Below are 21,716 nucleotides of genomic sequence, written 5' to 3'. Positions count from 1 at the left end.
GACAGCGGAGGAATGTGGTGGATGGCCGTGAACCAGCCCCGTGCAAGGTCTCAATGGCCGAATGTGCGAGGTGCCCGGCATGAATCGGTCGGTGCGTGAGGTGGGCGGTCCGCGTGCGGAATGCAGGCCTTACGGGTTTCCGGGCAAACGCATACCACCGGCCCGGCGCGGTCACCGGCGTCTCTTCGATGACCGCACCGGGAGGAGTGGCTGAGAAAGGCAGTCAGGCCTTTGCGGTTTTCAGCCCTGAGATACTGAGCGGTTCGCTGCCCATGTGCTTCTGCGCGCGCTTGTTGCTCATGTGCAGGCCGGCATAGTATTCGCGGTCCAGATCGATGACCTTCTTCGAGAAGAGCATCCACGACAGGGTGTCGCGATACTTGAAACCGGCCGGCGTGAGCTGAATGCGGTTGGTCGGCAGCCTGCGAAGAAGCCCGACCTCCTCCGCCGCTTCGAGTACCGGCTCGAAGAGATGCGCCATCTCCTGGTATCCGAAGCGGTTGAGCTCGTTCAGGTCCAGATCGAAGGAGTCGAGGACGAGCCGCTTGCGGACGATTTCCTCGTCGTTGAGGACGAAGCCGGTGAGCGGGGTCAGTTCGTGGGCCCGTGCCTTGGTGATGTAGTCCGCCACCTCGGTCAGGCTCGGCTTCACGCTGCCGACCATGTAGTCGACCGAACTGGTGTAACTGCGCGCGCCGGCTCCGAGCCCCAGCAGCGGAACACCGTGGAAGGTCAGAACCTTCTGCTGGTATCCGCCACGGCCCAGCTTCTTGTAGCGGACGTTCGACTCCTGCACGTAACCGGCCTCGCGGAACGTGGCGTTCGCGTAGTCGTACCGTTCGTACAGGTCCGGACTCATCATGTACTGGTACGCGCCGGTCTTGGAGAACCACGCGTCCGGCCGGACGGTCAGGAAGTACGTGCTGATCGTCTCGGGGGCGAGCGCCGCCAGTTCGTCGACGGAGTGCCGCCAGCTCTCCGGCGTCTGCCCCGCGAAGCCCATGATCAAGTCGGTACTGAGATTGGGCAGTTGCTTCTCGCGGGTTATCTCGATGGCCCGGCGGGTGACCTGCTCTCCCGCCTGGCCGCGGCCGGCTTCCCGGATCTCGGAGGGCACCAGCGACTGGATGCCGATGTTCGCCCTGGTGAGACCCAGGTCGATGAGCCCCTCCAGGGTGCCGGGCTCCTTCACGATGGAGTCCGGGGTGGCCTCGATGGCCACCTCCTCCACCGTGCTGCGCCAGTTGGGGTACACCTCGTCGAAGGTGGCGAAGAGCTGCTCGAAGTGACGCAGGCTCAGCAGGCTGGGAGTGCCGCCACCGATGTAGATGGTGCGCAGGCGGCGGCTCTGGATGATCTCCGTGTGGTCGCGGATCTGCGTGCACAGCGCGTCCATGTACGCGTCGTACACGTCCATGTCCTCGGAGATGACGGTGTACAGGTTGCAGAATCCGCACTTGTATCGACAGAAGGGCACGTGCAGGTACAGGTTGAGTTCGGGAACCGGGTGTCGCTGCAGATCCTCTGCCCAGATCTCCCCGATGTTCCGGGTTCCGTTCAGTGGGCGGTAGGCGGAGCGGGAAGGGTACGCGTAGTTGAAGGGCGGTATGACGCCCTGCTCGATGTGCCTGGCGAGCTCGTCGCGAATAGCGCTCAACGTGCCTGATCCTTACGTACGGAGGTACGGCTTCGGACTGCCTGCCGGCCGGGAGCGATGCCGCAGATCAAGGCGGCACGGAATGAGGTGTGGAGTGAACGGGCGTGTTCAGGGACACGCGCGGGAATTCGTATGGGCGGTGCCCCGCCCCGCAAGCCACTTCCCCCGGCGGCTCTGCTCTCGCCCAACTGCCACGCAAATCAAGCTTGTCGGTCGATGCGTACAGCAATGGCGGAGGCTTTTTCAGTAGAGCGGTGGGAGCGAGGGGGCCGACAGGAACAGAACCTACGACGATCTCGGGTGTCCACTGTTGCCTTCTCCGAACTTGTCCGCACTGTGAGACCGACCGGAGGAAGGGTGATCTGCCGACGCTCGTACGGTTACGGTCGCCGGACCGAACAGGCCGACTCAGGAGGCGAGTTGAGGTACCGGAAAGCCGTGGCGCCGCGAAGACACGTTGAATTTTGAAGGACACGAATTCGCTTTCCGGGCCATCGGCCGGGAAGTGCGTGAGCGGCCTGCGCGCCTGTGCATACGCGCCCCGCTCGAGAAGTGACCGGCCTTCGGGTCGCCAGGGCGCCGCCGGCCTTGCTGCGGCCATTGCCGACATGAGTGCCAACAGGCCTGCTGAGCCGTACGAAGTCGAAGTCCCCGGTCCTGACCCGCTCGCGAACACCGCCTCCGTCCCTCCGTTCTCCCCTGCCCGCACATGCGGTTGGCGGGGCGCCTTCCGCAGGGTCAACCCCCGGGGCGGGGCGCGGAAACCGGTGCCGTCGCGCCCCACCCGCGTGACCGGCACCGCCACGGCCGGGACGGGTCAGGGACGTCCGCGCAGCGGGTGATTCCGCGCGCCCCCATCCGGCACGGGACCGGCCGAGTGCCGGATGCCGCCGGCGCCGAGCTCACGATCGAACTGGAGTGACCCATGACCGCGTCAGACATCAAGCGCATCGCGTACATCCGATCGATCCCGATCTCGCGCGCCGGCCCCTACATACCGGCGTTGGCCCGGACCGTCACGGACACCGGCCGGGACGCCCACATCCTGTACACCGACGGTGACTGCGCCACCGAGGACTTCCCCGGCGGCACCTGGGAGAAGCTGCCCGAGGACGCCACCCCCGACCAGATCGTCGAGCGAGTACTCGCCTGGGGTGCCGACGGCGTCGTCTCGCTGGCCTTCCCCGACGAGGCCGGGCTGCGCGACGCGGTGGTGAAGGCGAAACTCGCCCGGCACGGCATCCCGATGGTCTCCAACGGACTGGAACCCTCGCGGCTGCTGGCCGACAAATGGGAGACGAAGAAGATCCTGGCCGACCACGGCCTGGACACCCCGCAGGGCATGCTCATCGACGGCACACTGCTGAAGAACGGTGCGGCCGAGGTCCCGGTCTACGCGGACATCATCCGGCTCAAGGCGGCGGAGATCGGCTTCCCGCTCCTCACCAAGGCGGTGTGGGGAAGCTCGGGCAACGGCATCCGCTTCATCCGCGACCATGCGGATCTGGAGGAGTACCTGGCGACCCCCGACGAGGGGAACTTCGTCCTGGAACAGTGCGTCACCGGCGAGCTGTGCACGGTCGAACTCGTGGGAGCGGACGGCGAGTACGCCGTGCAGCCGCTCTGCTTCACCGGTCCGACCGGCGGCAAGCCCACCTTCGCCTTCTGGGAGCTGCGCTCATCGGCGCCACGCCCCGCGGACGACGCCGCCTTCGCGCCGGTCGCGGAGAAGCTGAAGAAGCTGTGCACCACCCTGGGCGTCACCGGTGTCATCAACCTGGACATCATCTACAGCCGCGGCACCTACTACGTCCTGGAGATCAACCCACGGGTCTCCGGTGCCACCGCCCTCGGCGTGGCCGCCTCGGACCACAACACGTACCTGAGCATGACCGAGATCCTGCTCGGCCAGTGGAAGGCGCCGGCCGAGCCGGTGCTGCCCCGGCGCCGCTGGTCCCTGGAGTTCCCGGTCAACAACGTGACCGACGCCTTCACCAAGGAAGCCGAACAGGCCCTGGACGTCGTACAGATCACCCCCACCCTCGTGGTCGACGGGCGCGAGTACGGCGGACTGATGATCGTCTCCTGCGAGTACGGCGCCGAGGCCGGCTTCCTCCGGCGGATCACGTCCCTGGACGCGGCCCACCACGTTCTCTCCCCGGCCATGCTGGCGCAGCTCGAAGGGCTGCTCGCCACCCCGGCCCCGCAGGCCGTCGGCTGACCGGCGGATCCAGTGTCCTCGGCCCCGCCCCGCACGAAAGGCCTCTACGCCCGATGTCCGATCCGTACGTCCACCTGCCTGCCGCCGACGTCCTGGAGTCCCTCGCCGCACACGGCGAGTCCGAGATCAAACAGCTCCGGGAGTCCTGGGACGGCCTCCGGGCCGACCGCTACCTGAAGGACGGCGCCGGCTACCGCCGTCGCCGCTACAGCGAATTCCACCTGACCGGCAAGGGCCTGGTCCGCGCCCCGCACGGAGCGTTCCGCCAGGCACTGGCGGTCAACCCCCTGCACGGCGGGGTGGACCGGGAGTTCGCGCCCATCGAGCAGGAGGTGGCGGCCTCGCCCCTGCTCACCGCTCTCGTCCGCACGCTCCTCGCCCGGCTCCCCGGCACCTTCGACATCGACTCCGGCGCCATCGGCATCCACCAGATCCGCATCCTCGCCTCCCGCGACGCCGAGGGACTGCCGGCGCCGGAGGGCGTGCACGAGGACGGCCACCACTTCGTGGCCCAAGTCCTCATGCGCAGGCAGGACGTCCGCGGTGGTGTGTCCCAGTTGTACGGCCGGGACAGGAGCCCGCTCCTGCGTACACTGCTCAGCGAGCCCTTCGACACGCTCATCATCGACGACCGGCGCGTGTTCCACGGTGTGTCGCCGGTCGAGGTGACCGACGGGATGCCCGTGGGGGTGAGGGACATGCTGCTCGTCGACTTCTTCCCGCGCGGTGGCGAGCCGGACGGGGCGGGTGCATGAGCCCGCTGCCGGGCCGGCCGGACACCCGTGACGTTCCGTCGGGTGGCAAGGGCGTCGACGGGACGGGCCGAAGCCGCCGGGGAGCGGCCGGCTCCGGTGACCGCGGAGGGCCGCGATGAGAGGGCGGGAGGTCCTGGAGAAGTGGGGGCTGCCCGACCTGGCGGGGAACGGCCGCTTCGTCTCCGCGAACATCATGGACAGCCTCGGCAACGGGCTGGTTCTCGCCTTCACCGTCATCTACTTCACCACCACGACCTCGCTGTCGCTCGGCTCGATCGGCGCCGCCCTGTCGCTGGGGCAGTTGCTCGCCCTGCCCACCCCCGTACTGGCGGGCTCACTGATCGACCGGCTCGGCGCCCGCAAGGTCGTCATCGCCGCCAACCTCATCTCGGCGGCCGGCTTCACCGCCTTCCTGGCAGCGGACACCGTAGGGAAGATCGTCGTCGTCCAGTTCGTCGTCCAGGCGGGCTCCAGCATCTACTGGACCGCCGGCCGCGGCCTCGTCCTCCTGGCCGCACACAGTCACGACCAGGCCCGCTGGTTCGGCTTCATCGGCGCGCTGCGCAACATCGGGGGCGGGTTCGGAGCGGCCGTCGCCTCGCTGGCCCTCGCGGTCGGCAGCGACTGGATCCGGCTGCTGATCGTGGTCAACGCGGCCAGTTTCGTGATCGCCGCATGCCTGATCGCCGGCTGGCGACCCGTGACGGAGGACCGGTCGCCCCGGCACATCCGTACGCGGAAGGGCGAGGGGTACGCCGTCGTACTGCGCGACACGCGCTACCTGCGGCTGGTCCTCGCGAACCTGGCGTTCGTGCTCGCCGCGAGCGTGCTGCCGGTCCTTCTCGCCGTCTACCTCACCGAATCCCTGCACGTCGCCACGTGGCTGGTGGGAGCCTGCACGGTCGGCAACATGGCCCTCGTCGCTCTCGTGCAGACCCTCGTCGCCCGGATGACCGAACGCCGCCGCCCGACCCGGGTACTGGCACTGGCCGGTGTGGTCAACGCCGTCGCGTTCACCGTGTTCGGGCTGCTGCTCGCGGTGCCCGGCTGGGTCGTCGTCGCAGGCCTGGTGCCGGCGATGGCGGCGTTCACGGTTGCCGAGATGCTCAGCGTGCCGTCGAGCGGCGAGCTGAGCGCCTCACTGGCACCGGAGCACATCCGGGGCCGCTACCTCGGCGCCTTCCAGCTGTCCTGGACCCTCGGTAACGCCATGGCCCCGGCTCTGCTCACCATGCTCCTGGGGCACGGGCCCGCCTGGCCCTGGGCGGTCCTCGGGGCGCTGAACCTGCTGGTGGTGCCGCTGGTGCTGAGCCTCGGCGACGCCCCTGCGCAGGACGGTCCACGGACGGAGAAGGCCGCCGCCCCCACAGCCGAGCCGGTCGAACGCCCTTAGTGAACTCCCTTTGTTAAAGCCCCTGTTGAACCGTCGCCCATCCGATTGGATACGATCAAGTGCCGGCATTCACTGGCCTTCGGGCAGTCACACAGATCGCGGGCCCCGCGCTGCCCGTCATCTCCTTCGCGGCGCGCCTGCCCGCAGCGATCTGCCCCATCGCCACTCTCCTGATGCTGACCGAGCTGGACAGCATCGGCACCGCGGGAATCGCGGCCGGAATGCTGTGGACCGGCCAGGCCGTGGGCGGCCCGTTCCTCGGCCGCTACGCCGACCGCCGAGGCCACCGGCCCGTCATCCTGGCAGCCTCCCTCGCGAACGCGGCCGCCCTGGCTCTGTTCGTCGCAGCGGCGCTCACCGGCACGCCGCTCGTCGTACAAGCCGTGCTCGCCGCGGTCGTCGGTCTCACCGTGCCGCAGATCGGGCCGCTCTCCAGGACACGGTGGGTGGTGCTGACCGGACCCGCCGACGGGAAGGCCGGCACGGGCACCCGGGAACTGACCCGCCGCGCGCTCTCCTTCGACACCGCAGTCGACGAACTCAGCTTCATGGCAGGACCCGCCCTCGCCGGGGTGACCGTGGTCCTGATCCACCCCGCGGCCGGACTCGTCCTGGCGGGAGCGGTCATCGCGGTCTTCGGGACCCTCTTCGCCCTCCACCCCACGGCCCCACGGGGCAGAACCACACAGACCTCCGCACGCGGGAGGCTGCTGCATCCCGCACTGATCGCCGTCTTCGCCATGGCGCTGCTCCAGGGAATGATCTGGGGAAGCGCCAACGCCGGCACGAGCGCACTCTCCGAACACCTCGGCGACACCGGAATGGCCGGTCTGGTGTGGGGCGCGATGGCGGTGACCAGCTCACTCACCGGCCTCGCCATGACGATGCGCCCGAGCGCGATGGAGCTGACACTCCAGCTCCGTCTCGCCATCGCCGCGCAGGCGCTCCTCCTGCTCCCGCTGCTCCTCGTCGACAGCTTCATCGGCGCCACCGCGGCCATCGCAGGTATCGGGTTCGCGGTGGCCCCGCACCTCATCGCGGTGTTCAACCTCGGGGAACACATCGCCCCGATGGAGCGCATGGGGGAAGCCATGGCCTTCCTCGGCAGCGGACTCATCATCGGCCAGGGCGTCGCCGCACTGGCGGCAGGACAGCTGGCCGAGCACCACGGCCACCACAGCGCCTTCCTGCTCACCTGCGCCTCGGGAGCGGCAGCGCTCGTCGTCGCCCTCGTCTGCGTACGCCCCGGAATCATCGAAACGCACCGCGCCCCCCGCGCGGCGGAGAGCGGACTCGCCGAAGCCTCCGCCGGCTGACCCCGCGCAACTGCCCGGACGGCCTCGCGCCGGAGAGAGGAAACCCGATGACGTACGTCATTGCAGAGCCATGTGTGGACCTCAAGGACAAGGCCTGCATCGAGGAGTGTCCCGTCGACTGCATCTACGAGGGCCGGCGGTCCCTGTACATCCACCCGGACGAATGCGTCGACTGCGGAGCCTGCGAGCCGGTCTGCCCGGTCGAGGCGATCTTCTACGAGGACGACACCCCGGAGGAGTGGAAGGACTACTACAAAGCGAACGTCGAGTTCTTCGACGACCTGGGATCGCCCGGTGGCGCCGCGCGGCTCGGCCCGATCGACAAGGACCACCCCCATGTCGCGGCGCGATGACATGGCGGCCGGCGCCGCGGAGGTGCGGCCGTGAACATCACCCTCGTCGACGACATACGGCGCATCCCCGCCCACTCATGGGACGCGCTGTCCGGTCCGGCGGGCCTCTACCTCTGCCACCAGTGGCTCGCCGCCCAGCAGGACGATCCCACCGCCCAGGTCCGGTACGCACTGGTCCACGACGACGGCCTGCTGATCGCCGCCGTCCCGCTCCACGTAGTCGACAGCGAGCCCAACGACCTCTACCGCGTGCACGAGGTCGTCCCCGGCAGGCCTCCGGTCAGGACCCTCCTGGCGGGCGCCCGCCGCGGCTACCTGAACGCCCCGCTCCTGCACCCCGCCCTCACCCCTGACCACAGGCGCGAGGCGCTGCACCACCTCGTGACGGCGGTCCGGTCCCTCGCCGCCGCCGAGCAGGCCCAGCCGTGGTGGCTGTACGTCACCGACACGGCGGCCACCGAACTCGCCGACGTCTGCGGGACCGAGCCCGTGCGGCTGAACGAGGACGCCCGCATCCCGCTTCCCGGCAGCACCTTCGCGGACTACCTCGCCGGCCTGCCCTCCAGACGACGCGTCGCCATCCGCCGCGAACGCCGCGCCTTCGCGGAAGCCGGATACGAGCTGCGCACGCTACGTCTCTCCCAGTGCGCCGAGGCCGTCGGCGCACTGGCCGCACAACTCCAGGCCCGCCACGGCCACCCGGCCGACCCCGCCTTCATGACGCGGCTCATGCGCGACCAGGCCGACGGCATGGCCGACAGCGGAGTCGTCATCGCCGCCTTCGCCGAAGAACACATGGTCGCCTTCAGCCTCTTCTACCGCCACGCGGGAACCCTCTGGCTCCGCTCCACCGGATACGACTACGCGCAACTGCGAGGAGCACACGAGTACTTCAACCTGGTCTACTACCTCCCCATCGAGGACGCCTACGCCCAAGGCGCCACCGCACTCCACCTCGGCATGGAGTCCCTCAGGGCCAAAACCCTCAGGGGAGCGGTCACTTCGCCGCTGTGGGCGCTCGAAGGGTCCTGACCTGAGGACCCTGTTCCTGCGACGAGGCCGTAGGGTCCCTCGAATGCGTATGTATCTCTCCTCCTTCCGCATGGGGAACCATCCCGACCAGCTGCTCGCCCTCCTGGACGCGCCCGGGCCCGCCGACATTGCGGTGATCGCCAACGCGACGGACGACCAGCCCCCGGACCGACGCGCTGCCGGGGTGCGGCGGGAGACGGAGGCCCTCCACTCGATCGGGCTTCGGCCGGCCGAGATCGACCTGCGCGCGTACTTCGGCAGGCCGAGGGAGGACGTCGAGGCCGCGTTCGCCCCCTACCCTGCCGTCTGGGTGCGCGGCGGCAACGTGTTCATGCTCCGCCACGCCCTCGCCCGCAGCGGAGCGGACGCCGTGCTCGGCGCGCGGCTGCGCCGGGACGACCTGGTGTACGGCGGCTACAGCGCGGGCGCCTGCGTGCTCGCACCGAGTCTGCGCGGCCTGGAGCAGTGCGACGATCCGAACGCGGTCACGGAGACCTACGGCGATCCGGTCACCTGGGACGGGCTGGGCCTCCTGGACCACGTCGTGGTGCCGCACATCGACTCGCCCGGCCACCCCGAGTCCGAAGTTCTCGGACGGGTGGCCGCCGACTACCGCGCGAAGGGGATCGCGCACCGGACCCTGCGCGACGGTCAGGTGCTGGTGGCCAAGGACGGCCGCACACGGGTCTGCTGAGGCCCGGTCGCCTGCCTCACCACGCGCGGCGCCGCCGCCGCCGTCGCGCGGAGCCGGTACACGTCGGGCTGCATGCCGACGAGCTCGGTGAAGCGGGTGCTGAAGGTGCCGGTCGACGGGCAGCCGACGGCGAAGCAGACCTCGGTGATGCTGAGGCCACCGTGCCACAGCAGCACCGAGGCGCGCTCGACACGACGGGCCATCAGGTACGCGTACGGAGACCTGCCGTAGGCCAGCCGGAAGGACCGGCCCAGCTCTCCGGCGGTCATGCCCGCGTCGGCGGCGAGGGTTTCGACGTTCAGGGGGCGCGCGTACTCCCTGTCTATTCGGTCGCGGACACGGCGTAGCCGCGCCAGGTCGCTGAGGCGCTGCGCCGCGAGGCGCGCCCGCCCCCACGAGGGGTGACACATGCGTGAACTCCGTTCGTCGGGGTCCGTGGGCACTCCGGTCCCGGCCTGGCCTGGCCGGAGACGGTGTGGGTGCCGGACGGATCAGCGAAGTTCCTGGATGCGGACCAGGTTGCCCGCGGGGTCGCGGAAGGCGCAGTCGCGGATGCCGTAGGGCTGCTCGGTCGGCTCCTGGACCACCTCGGTGTCGCCGGCCCGGACCTTCGCGAACGTACCGTCGAGATCCGGCGTGGCCAGCAGGATCCAGCCATAGGTGCCCTTGGCCATCATCTCGGTGATCGTGCGGCGCTCGTCCTCGGTGATGCCGGGGTCGACGGCGGGCGGCGCGAGCAGGATGGACGTACTGGGCTGACCGGCCGGACCGACCGTGATCCAGCGCATCTTGCCCTGGCCGACATCGCTGCGGACCTCGAAGCCGAGTACGTCGCGGTAGAAGGCCACGGAGGCGTCCGGGTCGTCGTGCGGGAGGAAGCTCGTGTGAATGCTGATGTCCATGGCGATCATGCTAGATCCGGCCCCATGGCCCGCGCTTCTCGATTCCTGACCGATCCGGCCGATCGGGTCGCGCGTCCCACGGCGCTCCGCCGGTCCGTTGGGCCGGGGTGGTGTCGGAGCCCGCTGGTAGCGTGCCGCATCCGGGTGAAACGATCATGAGGGGACGGCGAGGGCTGTGCGGGAAGTGATGTGCCACGAGGTCGGCACGCAGCGCAGGGAGGACGCGCTTGCGGACATCGCCGGACGGACCCATGGGCGATGGCACTGGATGCGCTACGACGACGCGTCCCCGGGGAGGCTGCGGGAGACGTGTGACGAGCTCCTCGACCACGTCGCGGCCCGCACCGCGGAGGATTCCGCGCCCGACGAGGTCGCGCGCGCCGCTCTGCGGACCGCGGCCGAGTGCTCGCTCGGAGTGCTGAGCGTGGGCTGCTTCCCCAACGGCGACCAGGAGATCGCGTTTCCGCTGATCGACGAGGTGCTGAGCAGCGAGGACATAGCGTTCGGCGACCTCGTCGAGGCGGCTCCCACGGCGCGGACGTGGTGCGACGCGTTCGAGCTCTGCCTGGTCAGCGGTCTGGTGGGGGAATGGGAGCGGGTGATCGGCCTGCTGCTGCGGGAGGACTACGCGCCCGCGGTGCGCGACGGAGTGCCGTACTCGACGTTCGACTCCCTCTCCGAGCCGGCCGACCTGGCCGCGATGGACGCGCTGTGCGGCTATCTGACCGCGTCGTCCGGGCATCTGCCCCGCGACTGGCCGACCGTGACGCTGTGCAAGCCCGACGTGGAGGAGCGGGCGGGGGCGGCTCGGAAACTGGACGCGGTAGGTCCCCTGACACCCGACCAGCGTCTCCTGCGCGTCCTTCTCGACGACGACCGTCACGCCTTCGACGAGGCGCTCGCGGCCCGGCTCGTCGAGCACCGGAAGAGCGTGGGACCCGATCCCGCCGTCAGGACCCTGCTGCCGCTCGGCACGCTCGCCCTCGCCGCCCTTGCCGTCCAGGTGCATGGATGGGACCTGGGCATCCGGTCCGGCTATCTGCCGCACGGACTACTGGGTTCCCCGGACGCGCTGCGACGGGCGGCGGAGGCCGGACGGAACGCCCTGGGCGGCTGGACCGCCAAGTAGGGCGGGAACGGGCACCGTGCCGGGCTGTCGGTACAGTCGGACGCGGCCAGGGATGGCCGGGGCGGTCACGGCTTGCGTCCCCACGCCGAGATCATGGGCGAGGTCGCCAGGTCGAGGCTCCCGGTCGCGACGTTCGCCAGATGGCGGTCGATCTCCTCGTCGGTGGCGAGCCCCTCCGTCACCAGCAGGCCGCGGATCTGCCGTACGGTCGCGGCTTCGAGCACGGCACACGCGGGCGAGGTGATCGGGAAGTACGCGTCGGCCCTGACGTCCTCCAGACCGGCTTGGCGCAGCAGCCTGGGCAGGGTCCGTCCGTACGTCAGGTCCGCGCCGCGTGCCGCCATCAGCGCACGGAAACCGAAGCGCAGCCGGTTGGCGAGCCGCTGTTCGGGGCCGGACTCGTCCGGGCACAACAACGGCTGCAGGCCCGGATCGGCATCCTCCAGCAGCAGCCGGCCGCCCGGTCGCAGCGACTGGATCATCCGGCGCAGCGCCTCGGCCCGGTCCGTGACGTGCACCAGGACCAGCCGGGCGTGGACGAGGTCGAAACCGCCGGGCGGCGGCGGGTCGGCCGCCACGTCGTGGCGCAGCACCTCGATGACGCCGTCGGCGACGTCCTGCGTCCAGGAGACGTCGATGTCGGTGGCCACGACCTTGCCCGTCGGGCCGACCCGCCCGGCCAGCCCCCGGGGTACGGACGCGGAGCCGGCCCCGACCTCCCAGCACCGCATTCCGGCCGTGATGCCGAGCTGGTCGACATGCCGGAACGTCACCGGATCGAACAGCTCGCTGAGGGCGCCGAAGCGGATACCCGCCTCGGACTGCTGGTTGTCCAGCAGATAACCGTGTTCCGTGTCGTGTTCAGCCATGGCGCAATCCTCGCAGAAGGGTCGGCGGGCCAGCGGCCGCCCCAGGCCGTGCGCGGGTGAGGTGGATGTCGGATTCTCGCCAGATCGCGGGCATCGGCCGATGCTTGAATTCCGGCATGACCACCACGCATTCCGGCATGACCACCGCGTACGCCGACAAGGCCCGCATCCTCCGCTCCCTCCATACGCCCTCCGCGCCCCTCAGGCTGGCCAACGCCTGGGACGTCGCGAGTGCGCGCGTCATCGAGGCGGCGGGTGCTCCGGCGATCGCCACCACCAGTGCCGGAGTCGCCTGGTCCCTCGGCTCCCCGGACGGTGACGCGCTCGCCCGTGACCGCGCGCTCGACCTGGTCGCCCGGATCGCTGCGGCCGTCACCGTGCCGGTCACCGCCGACATCGAGGGCGGGTACGGGACGGACGACGCGGGTGTGGCCGACACCGTGGCCGGGGTGATCGAGGCGGGCGCCGTCGGCGTCAACATCGAGGACGGCACCCGGCCCCCGGCCGAGTTCGCGAAGCGCCTGGCCGCCGCCAGGAGGACCGCTGACCGGGCGGGCGCGGACCTCTTCCTCAACGCGCGGACCGACACCTTCCTGCGCGGGCTCGGTGATCCGGACACCCGTCTGAAGGACACCCTGGACCGTGCGCACCGGTACGTCGACGCCGGCGCGGACGGAATCTTCGTCCCCGGTGTCACGGACCCCGCGACCGTCGCGGCGTTGGCCGCTGCAATCCCGGTGCCGTTGAACATCATGGCCGGACCCGGCGCACCGGACGTGGCCGTCCTGGGCTCGCTCGGTGTGGCCCGTGTGAGTCTCGGCTCGGGTGTGGCGCAGTCCGCGTACGCGGCCGCCCGCCGGGCCGCCGACGAGCTGTTCGGCTCCGGCGGCTACAGCACCCTTGCCGACGCGATCGACTTCCGGGAGCTCGACACACTGCTGTCGTCACCCTGCTGACCGGCCACGGAGCCGTCCGTGTGACGGTCGGCGGCGGTCAGTCCAGCCGGGTCAGGTCCGGCCGCAGACGCTGCCAGACCGGATGGCGCAGCCGGCCCGCCCTGGTCCACTCCGACGCGGTGACCTCCGCGACCAGCCGAGGTTCCACCCAGTGCGCGCCGGCCACGTCCACCTGGCCGGCGAACGGTGACGTCGGCCGTGCGATGACCGCGAAGTACGCGGTGAGTTCGCTCTGTTCGCGTTCCGACATGCCCGAGCCCACCGAGCCGGCGTACCGCAGGCCGGCGGGTTCGGCCACGCCGACGAGCACCGCTCCCGGCACACCCGCGGGTGCCCCTCGTCTCTGCGTCCAGCCGCCGATGACCACGTCCAGGGTCTCCACCCGCTTGGTCTTGCGCCAGTGGGCCGACCGGGCTCCCGGGGTGTACCGGGAGGACAGCCGCTTCGCGACCACGCCCTCCAGCCCCTCGCGCACCACGGCCTGCCATACCTGTGTCCCGTTGCCGTGCACGTAGGAGGGCGCCGACCAGTGCGCACCGGCCGGTCCCAGGGCCGACAGGATCTCGCGGCGCTCGGCGTACGGAGCGGCGAGCAGGGTGCGGCCGTCGAGGAACATCACGTCGAAGATCATGAAGTGGACCGGGCAGCTCCGTGCCAGGAGGGCGGCGCGGCGTGGGTCGGCCACGCCCATCCGGCTCTGGAGCAGGCCGAAGTCGGACCGCCCGGACGCGTCGAGGACGACGATCTCCCCGTCCAGGACCACTCCGCGCCCGCGCAGCGCGCGCCCCAGTCCCCGCAGCTCGGGATAGGTCGCGGTGACGTCGTTGCCCGCCCGTGAGGTCAGCCGCACCGTGCCGTCGCCCGTCGTGCTCAGCACGCAGCGGACACCGTCCCATTTGGCCTCGAACGCCCAGCCCGTATCGGGTACGGGCAGTGGCCCCGGCACGGCCAGCATCGGTGCGATCGACGGTGGCCGCTCCGGGGCGCCGGAAGGATTCGGGACCATGCCTCGATGATCGAACGGCGGGCGGATCTCCGCAGACCGGGGGCGGGCGAACGCCCGCCGGCGGGGCCGTTCGCTGCCGGGCCGCGGGCGGTGCCCGTGTGAGGACCGTTGACAAACTGGTGACCTGATAGAAACCTGTCACCGCAACGCCGCAAAAAATGAACCAGATCACTCAAAAATCCAGGCAATGAGCGTGTGTTTCCGGTGGGCGGTCTGCTTTCCCCTCCTGCCGGCGTCCCCGATCGCCCCCATCGGTGTACCTGGCAGCCCGCATCCGGCCCTCGCCGACCGCATGACGCCGCACGCGTCGTGAGGCCGGCGGCGCCTCCACGTGCGCTCCCGGTCCCGCGGCCCCACGGAACAGAGGACAGCATGAGATGGAAGCAACTCGGACGGCGGTTCGCCGTCGGAGCGGTGACGGCGGCATTGATGACGGTCGGGCTGCTGCCGGTCGCCGCCTCGGCCGCCGAGCAGGGCCCCGACCTGGCCCTCGGTAAGCAGGTGACGGCCGGCGGGTCGCACGGTGCCTACCCGGCGTCCAACGTCACCGACGGCAGCCAGCAGACGTACTGGGAGGGCGCCGGCGCATTCCCGCAGTGGGTCAGGATCGACCTCGGCGGCCGGTTCGACGTCGACCAGGTGGTCCTGAAGCTGCCGGCCACCTGGGAGGCGCGGACCCAGACCCTCGCCATCCAGGGCAGCACCGACGGAAGCACCTTCAGCGCCCTGTCCGCCTCGGCCGCACGCGCGTTCAGCCCCTCGGCCGGCAACACCGTCACCATCGGGTTCACCGCGAAGGAGACGCGGTACATCCGGGTGCAGGTGACCGCCAACACCGGCTGGAGCGCCGCCCAGCTCTCCCAGGTGGAGGTCCACGGCGAGGCCGCCGGGACCGACCCCGGCGGCCCGTCACCCGCCGTCGGGTCCAACCTGGCGTTGAACAAGCCCATCGAGGCATCGTCGTTCGTGCAGGGCTATGTGGCGCCCAACGCCAATGACGACAAGCTCACCACGTACTGGGAGTCGAACGGATACCCCTCGACCCTGACGGTGAAGCTCGGCGCCGACGCCGACATCGAGGCCGTCGTCGTCAAGCTCTCCCCGGACCAGGCCTGGGCGACCCGCACCCAGAGCATCGAGGTGCTCGGCCGCGCCCAGTCGGCCACCGGCTTCACCTCGCTGAAGGCCCGGGCCGACTACGTCTTCAACCCCTCCGGCAGCCAGAACACGGTCACGATCCCCGTCAGCGGGCGGTTCGCGGACGCGCAGCTCAAGTTCTTCTCCAACACCGGCGCTCCCGGCGCCCAGGTCGCGGAGGTCCAGGTCGTCGGCACCGCAGCCCCCAACCCCGACCTGACCGTCTCCGACCTGACCTGGTCGCCCGCGTCGCCGTCCGAGAAGGACGACGTCACCGTCGCGGCCACCGTACGCAACACGGGCACCGCCGCAGCCGCGGCGACGACGGTCGACGTCAGCGTCGAGGGCGTGGTCGCGGGCAGCGCACCCGTGGGCGCCCTGGCCGCCGGAGCCACGGCCACCGTGCAGGTCGGCGTCGGCAAGCGGCCGATGGGCGCCTACAGCGTCTCGGCGGTCGTCGACCCGACCGACACCATCGTCGAGCAGGACAACAGCAACAACAGCCGCACCGCCGCCACCAAGCTCCAGATCGCGCAGAGCCCCGGCCCCGACCTCGAAGTGCTCGGCATCACCTCCAGCCCCTCGAACCCCGCCGTCGGCGCTGCGGTCACGTTCACCGCTTCCGTACACAATCGCGGTACCACGGCGGTCACTTCCCCGACGGTCACCCGCCTCCTCGTGGAGAGCACCACGCTGAACGGTACGACCGGCACGATCCCCGCCGGCGGCACGGTCACCGTCCCCCTCAGCGGGAGCTGGACCGCCAAGAGCGGCGGCGCCAACCTGACGGCCACCGCGGACGCGACCGGGGTCGTCGAGGAGACCAACGAGAACAACAACGTCTTCTCGCGCTCCATCGTGGTCGGGCGCGGGGCCGCGGTCCCGTACACCGAGTACGAGGCGGAGGCCGGTGCCTACCAGGGCACGCTGCTCAAGACCGACCAGAAGCGCACCTTCGGGCACACCAACTTCGCCACCGAGTCCTCCGGCCGCCAGTCCGTGCGGCTCGACTCCACCGGCCAGTTCGTGGAGGTCACCTCGACCGTGCCGTCGAACTCGATCGTGGTCCGCAACTCGATACCCGACGCCCCCGCCGGCGGCGGCGCCGAGGCCACCATCAGCCTGTACGTCAACAACACCTTCGTCCGGAAGCTGACGCTCTCCTCCAAGCACAGCTGGCTGTACGGCGACACGGACAGCCCGGAGGGGCTGACCAACCGGCCGTCGGGCGACGCCCGCAGGATGTTCGACGAGTCCAACGCCCTTCTCGGCCAGACCTACCCCGCCGGGACGAAGTTCCGTCTCCAGCGCGACGCGGGCGACTCCGCCTCCTTCTACGTCATCGACCTCGTCGACCTGGAGCAGGTGGCACCGGCGTCCGCCCAGCCGGCCGGCTGCACCTCGATCACCGCCTACGGTGCGGTGCCGAACGACGGGATCGACGACACCGACGCCATCCAGCGGGCGGTGACGGCCGACCAGAACGGTGACATCGGCTGTGTGTGGATTCCGGCGGGACAGTGGCGGCAGGAGCAGAAGATCCTGACCGACGACCCGCTGAACCGGGGCCAGTACAACCAGGTCGGCATCAGTGACGTCACGATCCGCGGCGCCGGCATGTGGCACTCGCAGCTCTACACCCTCACCGCGCCGCAGGACGCGGGCGGCATCAACCACCCGCACGAGGGCAACTTCGGCTTCGACATCGACGACAACACCCAGATCTCGGACATCGCGATCTTCGGCTCCGGCACCATCCGGGGCGGTGACGGCAACGCCGAGGGCGGCGTCGGTCTCAACGGCCGCTTCGGCAAGGACACCAAGATCACCAACGTGTGGCTCGAGCACGCCAACGTGGGTGTGTGGGTCGGCCGCGACTACGACAACATCCCGGAGCTCTGGGGCCCGGGCGACGGCGTCGAGTTCAACGGGATGCGGATTCGCGACACGTACGCGGACGGCATCAACTTCGCGAACGGCACACGCAATTCGACGGTGTTCAACTCCTCCTTCCGTTACACCGGTGACGACTCGCTGGCCGTCTGGTCGAGCAAGTACGTGAAGAACCAGTCGGTGGACATCGGCCACGACAACCACTTCCGCAACAACACGATCCAGCTCCCCTGGAGGGCCAACGGCATCGCGGTCTACGGCGGTTACGGCAACACGATCGAGAACAACATCATCTCCGACACGATGAACTACCCCGGCATCATGCTGGCCACGGACCACGATCCGCTGCCCTTCTCCGGGAAGACGCTGATCGCCAACAACGCACTCCACCGCACGGGCGGGGCGTTCTGGGGCGAGGCCCAGGAGTTCGGCGCCATCACCCTGTTCGCGGCGAGCCAGGACATCCCGGGTGTCACGATCCGCGACACCGACATCTACGACTCGACGTACGACGGGATCCAGTTCAAGTCGGGCGGCGGGACGGTGCCCGGCGCGGAGATCTCGAACGTCCGCATCGAGAACTCCCTCAACGGGTCCGGCATCCTCGCGATGGGCGGCGCGCGCGGCAGCGCGACGCTGACCGGTGTGACCATCACCGGCTCGGCCCAGGGCGACGTGCTCGTCGAACCCGGATCACAGTTCGTCATCAACGGCGGCGCGGGAGGGGCGTCGGCCCGGAAGTAGTCCCGCACCGGAGCCGTCCGGCGATCCGCCTCACCCGCGGAACGCCGGGCGGCTCCGGCCGCACCGGCCGGATGTGGTCCCGGCGCGCCCCGGGAGCCTGCACAATTCGATGGTGATCGACAACGACCCGTACCAGTGGCTGGAAGACATCGAGGGAGAGGCCGCCCTCGCCTGGGTGGCCGAGCGGAACGCCGAGACGGAGGCCGCGCTGGCGGCCGACGGCGCGTTCACCTCCCTCAAGGAGTACATACGGGAGGTGCTGGACGCCCCGGACCGGATCCCGTACGTCTCGCGCCACGGGGCCTTCCTCTACAACTTCTGGCGCGACGCCGAGCACGTACGCGGTGTGTGGCGGCGCACGACGACCGAGGAGTACCGCACCGACGTGCCCGCGTGGGAGGTCCTGCTCGACATCGACGCACTCGCCGAGACGGAGGGCGTGAAGTGGATGTGGGCCGGAGCGCGGCTGCGCCGCCCCGACTGCGGCCGGGCGCTGGTCAGCCTCTCGCGCGACGGCGGTGACGCCGTGGAGGTCCGCGAGTTCGACCTCGCCACGCGTACGTTCGTCGAGGACGGCTTCCGGGTGGCGGAGGCGAAGACACGGATCGGCTGGATCGACGCCGACACCGTCTTCATCGGCACCGACACGGGCCCGGGCTCGCTGACCGATTCCGGCTACCCGCGGACCGTCCGCAGATGGCACCGGGGTACGCCGCTGGACGAGGCCGAGACGGTCTTCGAGGGCGAGACGGCGGACGTGGCGGCCGGTGCCTGGCACGACACCGCACCCGGTTTCGAACGGGACTTCGTCGTCAGGTCGACGGACTTCCACCACAGCGAGCTGTACCTCCTGACCGCGGGCTCCTCGCTCGTCCGGATCGACGTTCCCGACGACGCCGACGCCTACGCCCATCGTGAGCACCTGATCGTCACCCTGAAGTCCGACTGGCTCGGCCACCGCGCGGGCTCACTGCTGGCCTTCGGCTTCGACGCCTTCCTGGCGGGCGACCGCACCCCGCAGGCCCTGTTCACCCCGGACGCGCGAACGGCCCTGGCCGGACACACCTGGACCCGTCACCACCTGATCCTGGAGACGATGCACGACGTCAGCACCCGCATCGAGGTGCTCACCCCCGTCCCCGGCGACGGGTGGACCCGCGCACCGCTCGCAGACGTTCCGGAGCTGTCGGCCGTCAGCGTCGTGGACACGGATCCGGACGTCTCCGACGAGTACTTCCTCGACGTCTCGGGATTCCTGCAGCCGTCCACCCTCCACCACGGCACCGTCGGCGGCGGCACGGAGATCGTCAAGCAGGCGCCGGCCCGCTTCGACACCGCCGGTCTGTCGGTGGAGCAGCACTTCGCCGTCTCCGGGGACGGCACACGTGTGCCGTACTTCGTGATCGGCCCCGACCGCACCGCCACGGGCCCCGGCCCCGCGCTGCTCTACGGCTACGGCGGCTTCGAGGTCTCGCTGACCCCCTCGTACGGCGCGGTGACGGGCCGGGCGTGGCTGGAACGAGGAGGCACCTATGTGATCGCGAACATCCGCGGGGGCGGCGAGTACGGACCGGCCTGGCACCGGGCCGCGCTCGGGGCGGACCGGGCGCGGGCCTTCGAGGACTTCGCGGCCGTCGCCGCCGACCTCGTGGCACGGGGCGTCACCACCGAGGCCATGCTCGGCGCCACGGGAGGCAGCAACGGCGGTCTCCTCATGGGGGCGATGGTCACCCGCTACCCCGGACTGTTCGGTGCGATCGTCGCGCAGGTGCCGCTGCTGGACATGCTCCGCTTCCACGAACTCCTCGCCGGGGCGTCCTGGATCGCCGAGTACGGGAACCCGGACGACCGCACCGACCGCGAGCACCTCAGCGATCTGTCCCCGTACCACCGGCTCGACGCGGACCGCGCCTACCCGCCGCTGCTGCTGACGACCTCCACCCGTGACGACCGCGTCCATCCCGGCCACGCCCGTAAGACGGCCGCACGGCTGCGCGAACTCGGCCACCGGGTCCTGCTCCACGAGAACACCGGCGGCGGCCACGCGGGCGCCGGCGACAACGAACAGGCGGCCCACAACAACGCCCTGGTACACACCTTCCTGTGGCAGCACCTCACGCGCGACACGCCCTGAGCGGGCGACGGGCGGAACTCCGCCGTTCCCTCACGGGGTGCAGGCCTCGGCGATCGACAGGCTGTTCTCGTAGAGGTGGTGCCGGACGGGCGGAACTCCGCCGTTCCCTCACGGGGTGCAGGCCTCGGCGATCGACAGGCTGTTCTCGTAGAGGTGGTGCCGGGTGATGCGGCCGTCCTCGACGGTGAGGTGGAGTGCGAACGGGCCGGCGAAGGCCTTGCCCGTGGCCCGAACGGTTCCCGACAGATGACCCGTCAGCACGGCGTCGGCGCCGTCGACGAGGAAGGTGCCGACGGACGCACGCGCGTCCTCGGGCACGGTGTGCCGCGCCAGCTCAGCCGCCTGAGCGGCGCATTCGGCCGCGGTGCGCCGCGGGCGGATCCACGGGACGACGGGGTTCTCCGCCAGGAGCCAGTCGACCTCGTCGGCGAAGAGCGCGGCGATCCGGTCCGTGTCCCCGTCCAGCCGGGCGGCCAGGAACTCCTGCACGACGGCGCGGGTGGCGTCGGTGACGGTGGTGGAGCCGGGGGAGGTGGCGGACATGGCGTGCTCCTCGTTGCTGGGCCGGGGCATCGGCGGGGATGTCCGTCGATGTGCTCAACCCTGCCGGGGAAGGGCGGAACGGTCGATTACCTCCGGGGTAATGAGCGGGCAGCGCCAGGGCGTGTTTCGAAAGTCCCGCCTGCTCGGCGACGCCTGGCACGCGCCCTCGCCGCGTTGTCGGGATCACCCCGATACACCCAGTATCGGGGCGACCCTCCGCCTTGCGATCGCACGCACCAGACGCCGCCGAGCCCGCCCTTCGGGCGGACGGCGCTACTTTCGAAACACGCCCTGGACGGGGCCGCCGGTCTCCGCCCCCAGCAGCTCCCGGAACGCCCCGGCACCTGCCGGCGTCACCTTCACCGCCCGCCCCGAACCGACCCGCCGCACCCACCCCCGCTCCAGCGCCGCCGCACACAGGGCCGCCCCCAGCGCTCCGGCCAGATGCGACCGGCGTTCCGTCCAGTCCAGGCAACTGCGCACCAAGGGCCGGCGGGAGCCCGAGGGGTGCCGGTAGTCCAGCGTGCCGGCCAGCCACTCCCGGCCCGCCGGGGTGACGGCCAGTCCGGACTCGTCGGAGACCAGACCGCGGGAGACCATCGCGTCGGCCAGGGTCACGCCGAGGTGCCCGGCGAGATGGTCGTAGCACGTACGCGCCCTCGCCTCGGCGCTGAGCCGAACCGACTGGCGCAGGTTACGGGGGCTGGGGGTGTGCGGCGAGAAGGAGGCGACGGCCTCGATCAGGGCGGCCGCCTCCGGCCCGGCCAGCCGCACATAGCGGTGCCTGCCCTGCCGTTCCTCGGCCAGCAGCCCGCCCTCGATGAGGCGGGAGAGCTGCTCACTCGCACTGGACGGGCTGACCCCGGCGACCCGGGCGAGCTCGCCGGCGGTCCAGGCGCGGCCGTCGAGAAGCGTCTGGCAGAAGACGGCCCGGGTGCGGTCGGCGAGCAGGGCGGCGGTCTCGGCGAGTGAGGACATGCGG

The 21,716-nt window shown here is 70.5% G+C and carries 18 protein-coding genes; 11 read left to right on the top strand and 7 right to left on the bottom strand.

What is annotated here, in order from left to right:
- Positions 1 to 223 precede the first annotated feature (223 nt).
- Positions 224 to 1,657 carry a coproporphyrinogen-III oxidase family protein gene (locus OG408_RS02845; RefSeq protein ID WP_326667960.1) on the bottom strand — a complete coding sequence of 478 codons (1,434 nt, stop codon included), beginning with the start codon at positions 1,655 to 1,657 and terminating at the stop codon, positions 224 to 226.
- Between the two features lie 925 nt (positions 1,658 to 2,582).
- On the opposite strand from OG408_RS02845, the gene OG408_RS02840 reads away from it, so the two are divergent.
- The 7 genes from OG408_RS02840 (at position 2,583) to OG408_RS02810 (ending at position 9,421) form a co-directional block, all read left to right on the top strand.
- Positions 2,583 to 3,878 (top strand): ATP-grasp domain-containing protein, encoded by a 1,296-nt coding sequence (locus OG408_RS02840; protein WP_266787233.1) that lies wholly within the window; start codon positions 2,583 to 2,585, stop codon positions 3,876 to 3,878.
- A 53-nt stretch (positions 3,879 to 3,931) separates the two neighbouring features.
- Positions 3,932 to 4,633 (top strand): 2OG-Fe dioxygenase family protein, encoded by a 702-nt coding sequence (locus tag OG408_RS02835; protein WP_266787235.1) that lies wholly within the window; start codon positions 3,932 to 3,934, stop codon positions 4,631 to 4,633.
- 115 nt (positions 4,634 to 4,748) lie between these two features.
- Entirely contained in the window at positions 4,749 to 6,026 is a 1,278-nt protein-coding gene (locus tag OG408_RS02830; protein ID WP_326667959.1) for an MFS transporter, read from the top strand.
- Between the two features lie 59 nt (positions 6,027 to 6,085).
- Entirely contained in the window at positions 6,086 to 7,342 is a 1,257-nt protein-coding gene (locus OG408_RS02825; protein WP_285564058.1) for an MFS transporter, read from the top strand.
- Between the two features lie 47 nt (positions 7,343 to 7,389).
- Complete coding sequence (fdxA, locus tag OG408_RS02820) at positions 7,390 to 7,695, top strand: ferredoxin (protein WP_266787239.1); 306 nt, start codon at positions 7,390 to 7,392, stop codon at positions 7,693 to 7,695.
- Between the two features lie 30 nt (positions 7,696 to 7,725).
- Positions 7,726 to 8,727: a GNAT family N-acetyltransferase gene (locus tag OG408_RS02815; RefSeq protein WP_326667957.1), complete on the top strand. Its 1,002-nt coding sequence runs from the start codon at positions 7,726 to 7,728 to the stop codon at positions 8,725 to 8,727.
- Between the two features lie 43 nt (positions 8,728 to 8,770).
- Positions 8,771 to 9,421 (top strand): Type 1 glutamine amidotransferase-like domain-containing protein, encoded by a 651-nt coding sequence (locus OG408_RS02810; RefSeq protein WP_266787243.1) that lies wholly within the window; start codon positions 8,771 to 8,773, stop codon positions 9,419 to 9,421.
- Here the strand turns inward: OG408_RS02810 and OG408_RS02805 are convergent.
- Both OG408_RS02805 and OG408_RS02800 read right to left on the bottom strand, forming a co-directional pair.
- Positions 9,379 to 9,831 (bottom strand): helix-turn-helix transcriptional regulator, encoded by a 453-nt coding sequence (locus tag OG408_RS02805; protein WP_326667955.1) that lies wholly within the window; start codon positions 9,829 to 9,831, stop codon positions 9,379 to 9,381. The two genes, OG408_RS02810 and OG408_RS02805, sit on opposite strands and share 43 nt — an antisense overlap.
- Positions 9,832 to 9,912: 81 nt before the next feature.
- On the bottom strand, positions 9,913 to 10,323 hold the full coding sequence (locus OG408_RS02800) for a VOC family protein (protein WP_266787247.1): 411 nt from the start codon (positions 10,321 to 10,323) through the stop codon (positions 9,913 to 9,915).
- A gap of 175 nt (positions 10,324 to 10,498) precedes the next feature.
- On the opposite strand from OG408_RS02800, the gene OG408_RS02795 reads away from it, so the two are divergent.
- Complete coding sequence (locus OG408_RS02795; protein ID WP_326667951.1) at positions 10,499 to 11,452, top strand: immunity 49 family protein; 954 nt, start codon at positions 10,499 to 10,501, stop codon at positions 11,450 to 11,452.
- A gap of 65 nt (positions 11,453 to 11,517) precedes the next feature.
- Here the strand turns inward: OG408_RS02795 and OG408_RS02790 are convergent, their stop codons facing one another.
- Positions 11,518 to 12,321 carry a methyltransferase domain-containing protein gene (locus OG408_RS02790; RefSeq protein WP_326667949.1) on the bottom strand — a complete coding sequence of 268 codons (804 nt, stop codon included), beginning with the start codon at positions 12,319 to 12,321 and terminating at the stop codon, positions 11,518 to 11,520.
- A 137-nt stretch (positions 12,322 to 12,458) separates the two neighbouring features.
- Between OG408_RS02790 and OG408_RS02785 the strand changes: the two genes are divergently transcribed.
- Entirely contained in the window at positions 12,459 to 13,277 is an 819-nt protein-coding gene (locus OG408_RS02785; RefSeq protein ID WP_326674457.1) for an isocitrate lyase/PEP mutase family protein, read from the top strand.
- A 37-nt stretch (positions 13,278 to 13,314) separates the two neighbouring features.
- Here OG408_RS02785 and ligD read toward each other — a convergent pair whose 3' ends face one another.
- The gene (ligD, locus tag OG408_RS02780; protein ID WP_326667947.1) at positions 13,315 to 14,283 is read right to left on the bottom strand and encodes a non-homologous end-joining DNA ligase; all 969 of its coding nucleotides are present in this window, start codon (positions 14,281 to 14,283) and stop codon (positions 13,315 to 13,317) included.
- A 372-nt stretch (positions 14,284 to 14,655) separates the two neighbouring features.
- On the opposite strand from ligD, the gene OG408_RS02775 reads away from it, so the two are divergent.
- Together OG408_RS02775 and OG408_RS02770 are read left to right on the top strand one after the other, a co-directional pair.
- On the top strand, positions 14,656 to 18,057 hold the full coding sequence (locus OG408_RS02775) for a CARDB domain-containing protein (protein WP_326667945.1): 3,402 nt from the start codon (positions 14,656 to 14,658) through the stop codon (positions 18,055 to 18,057).
- A gap of 109 nt (positions 18,058 to 18,166) precedes the next feature.
- Positions 18,167 to 20,191 (top strand): prolyl oligopeptidase family serine peptidase, encoded by a 2,025-nt coding sequence (locus tag OG408_RS02770; RefSeq protein ID WP_326667943.1) that lies wholly within the window; start codon positions 18,167 to 18,169, stop codon positions 20,189 to 20,191.
- A gap of 108 nt (positions 20,192 to 20,299) precedes the next feature.
- Here the strand turns inward: OG408_RS02770 and OG408_RS02765 are convergent, their stop codons facing one another.
- Together OG408_RS02765 and OG408_RS02760 are read right to left on the bottom strand one after the other, a co-directional pair.
- A complete protein-coding gene (locus OG408_RS02765) occupies positions 20,300 to 20,734 on the bottom strand; it encodes a nuclear transport factor 2 family protein (RefSeq protein WP_266787260.1) in 435 nt (144 codons plus the stop codon).
- A 273-nt stretch (positions 20,735 to 21,007) separates the two neighbouring features.
- A complete protein-coding gene (locus OG408_RS02760) occupies positions 21,008 to 21,712 on the bottom strand; it encodes an ArsR/SmtB family transcription factor (RefSeq protein WP_266787262.1) in 705 nt (234 codons plus the stop codon).
- Positions 21,713 to 21,716: the final 4 nt, after the last annotated feature.

The sequence above is a fragment of the Streptomyces sp. NBC_01257 genome, assembly GCF_035917255.1.
Classification (GTDB): Bacteria; Actinomycetota; Actinomycetes; order Streptomycetales; family Streptomycetaceae; genus Streptomyces.
This window is presented reverse-complemented; position numbering and strand designations above follow the sequence as displayed.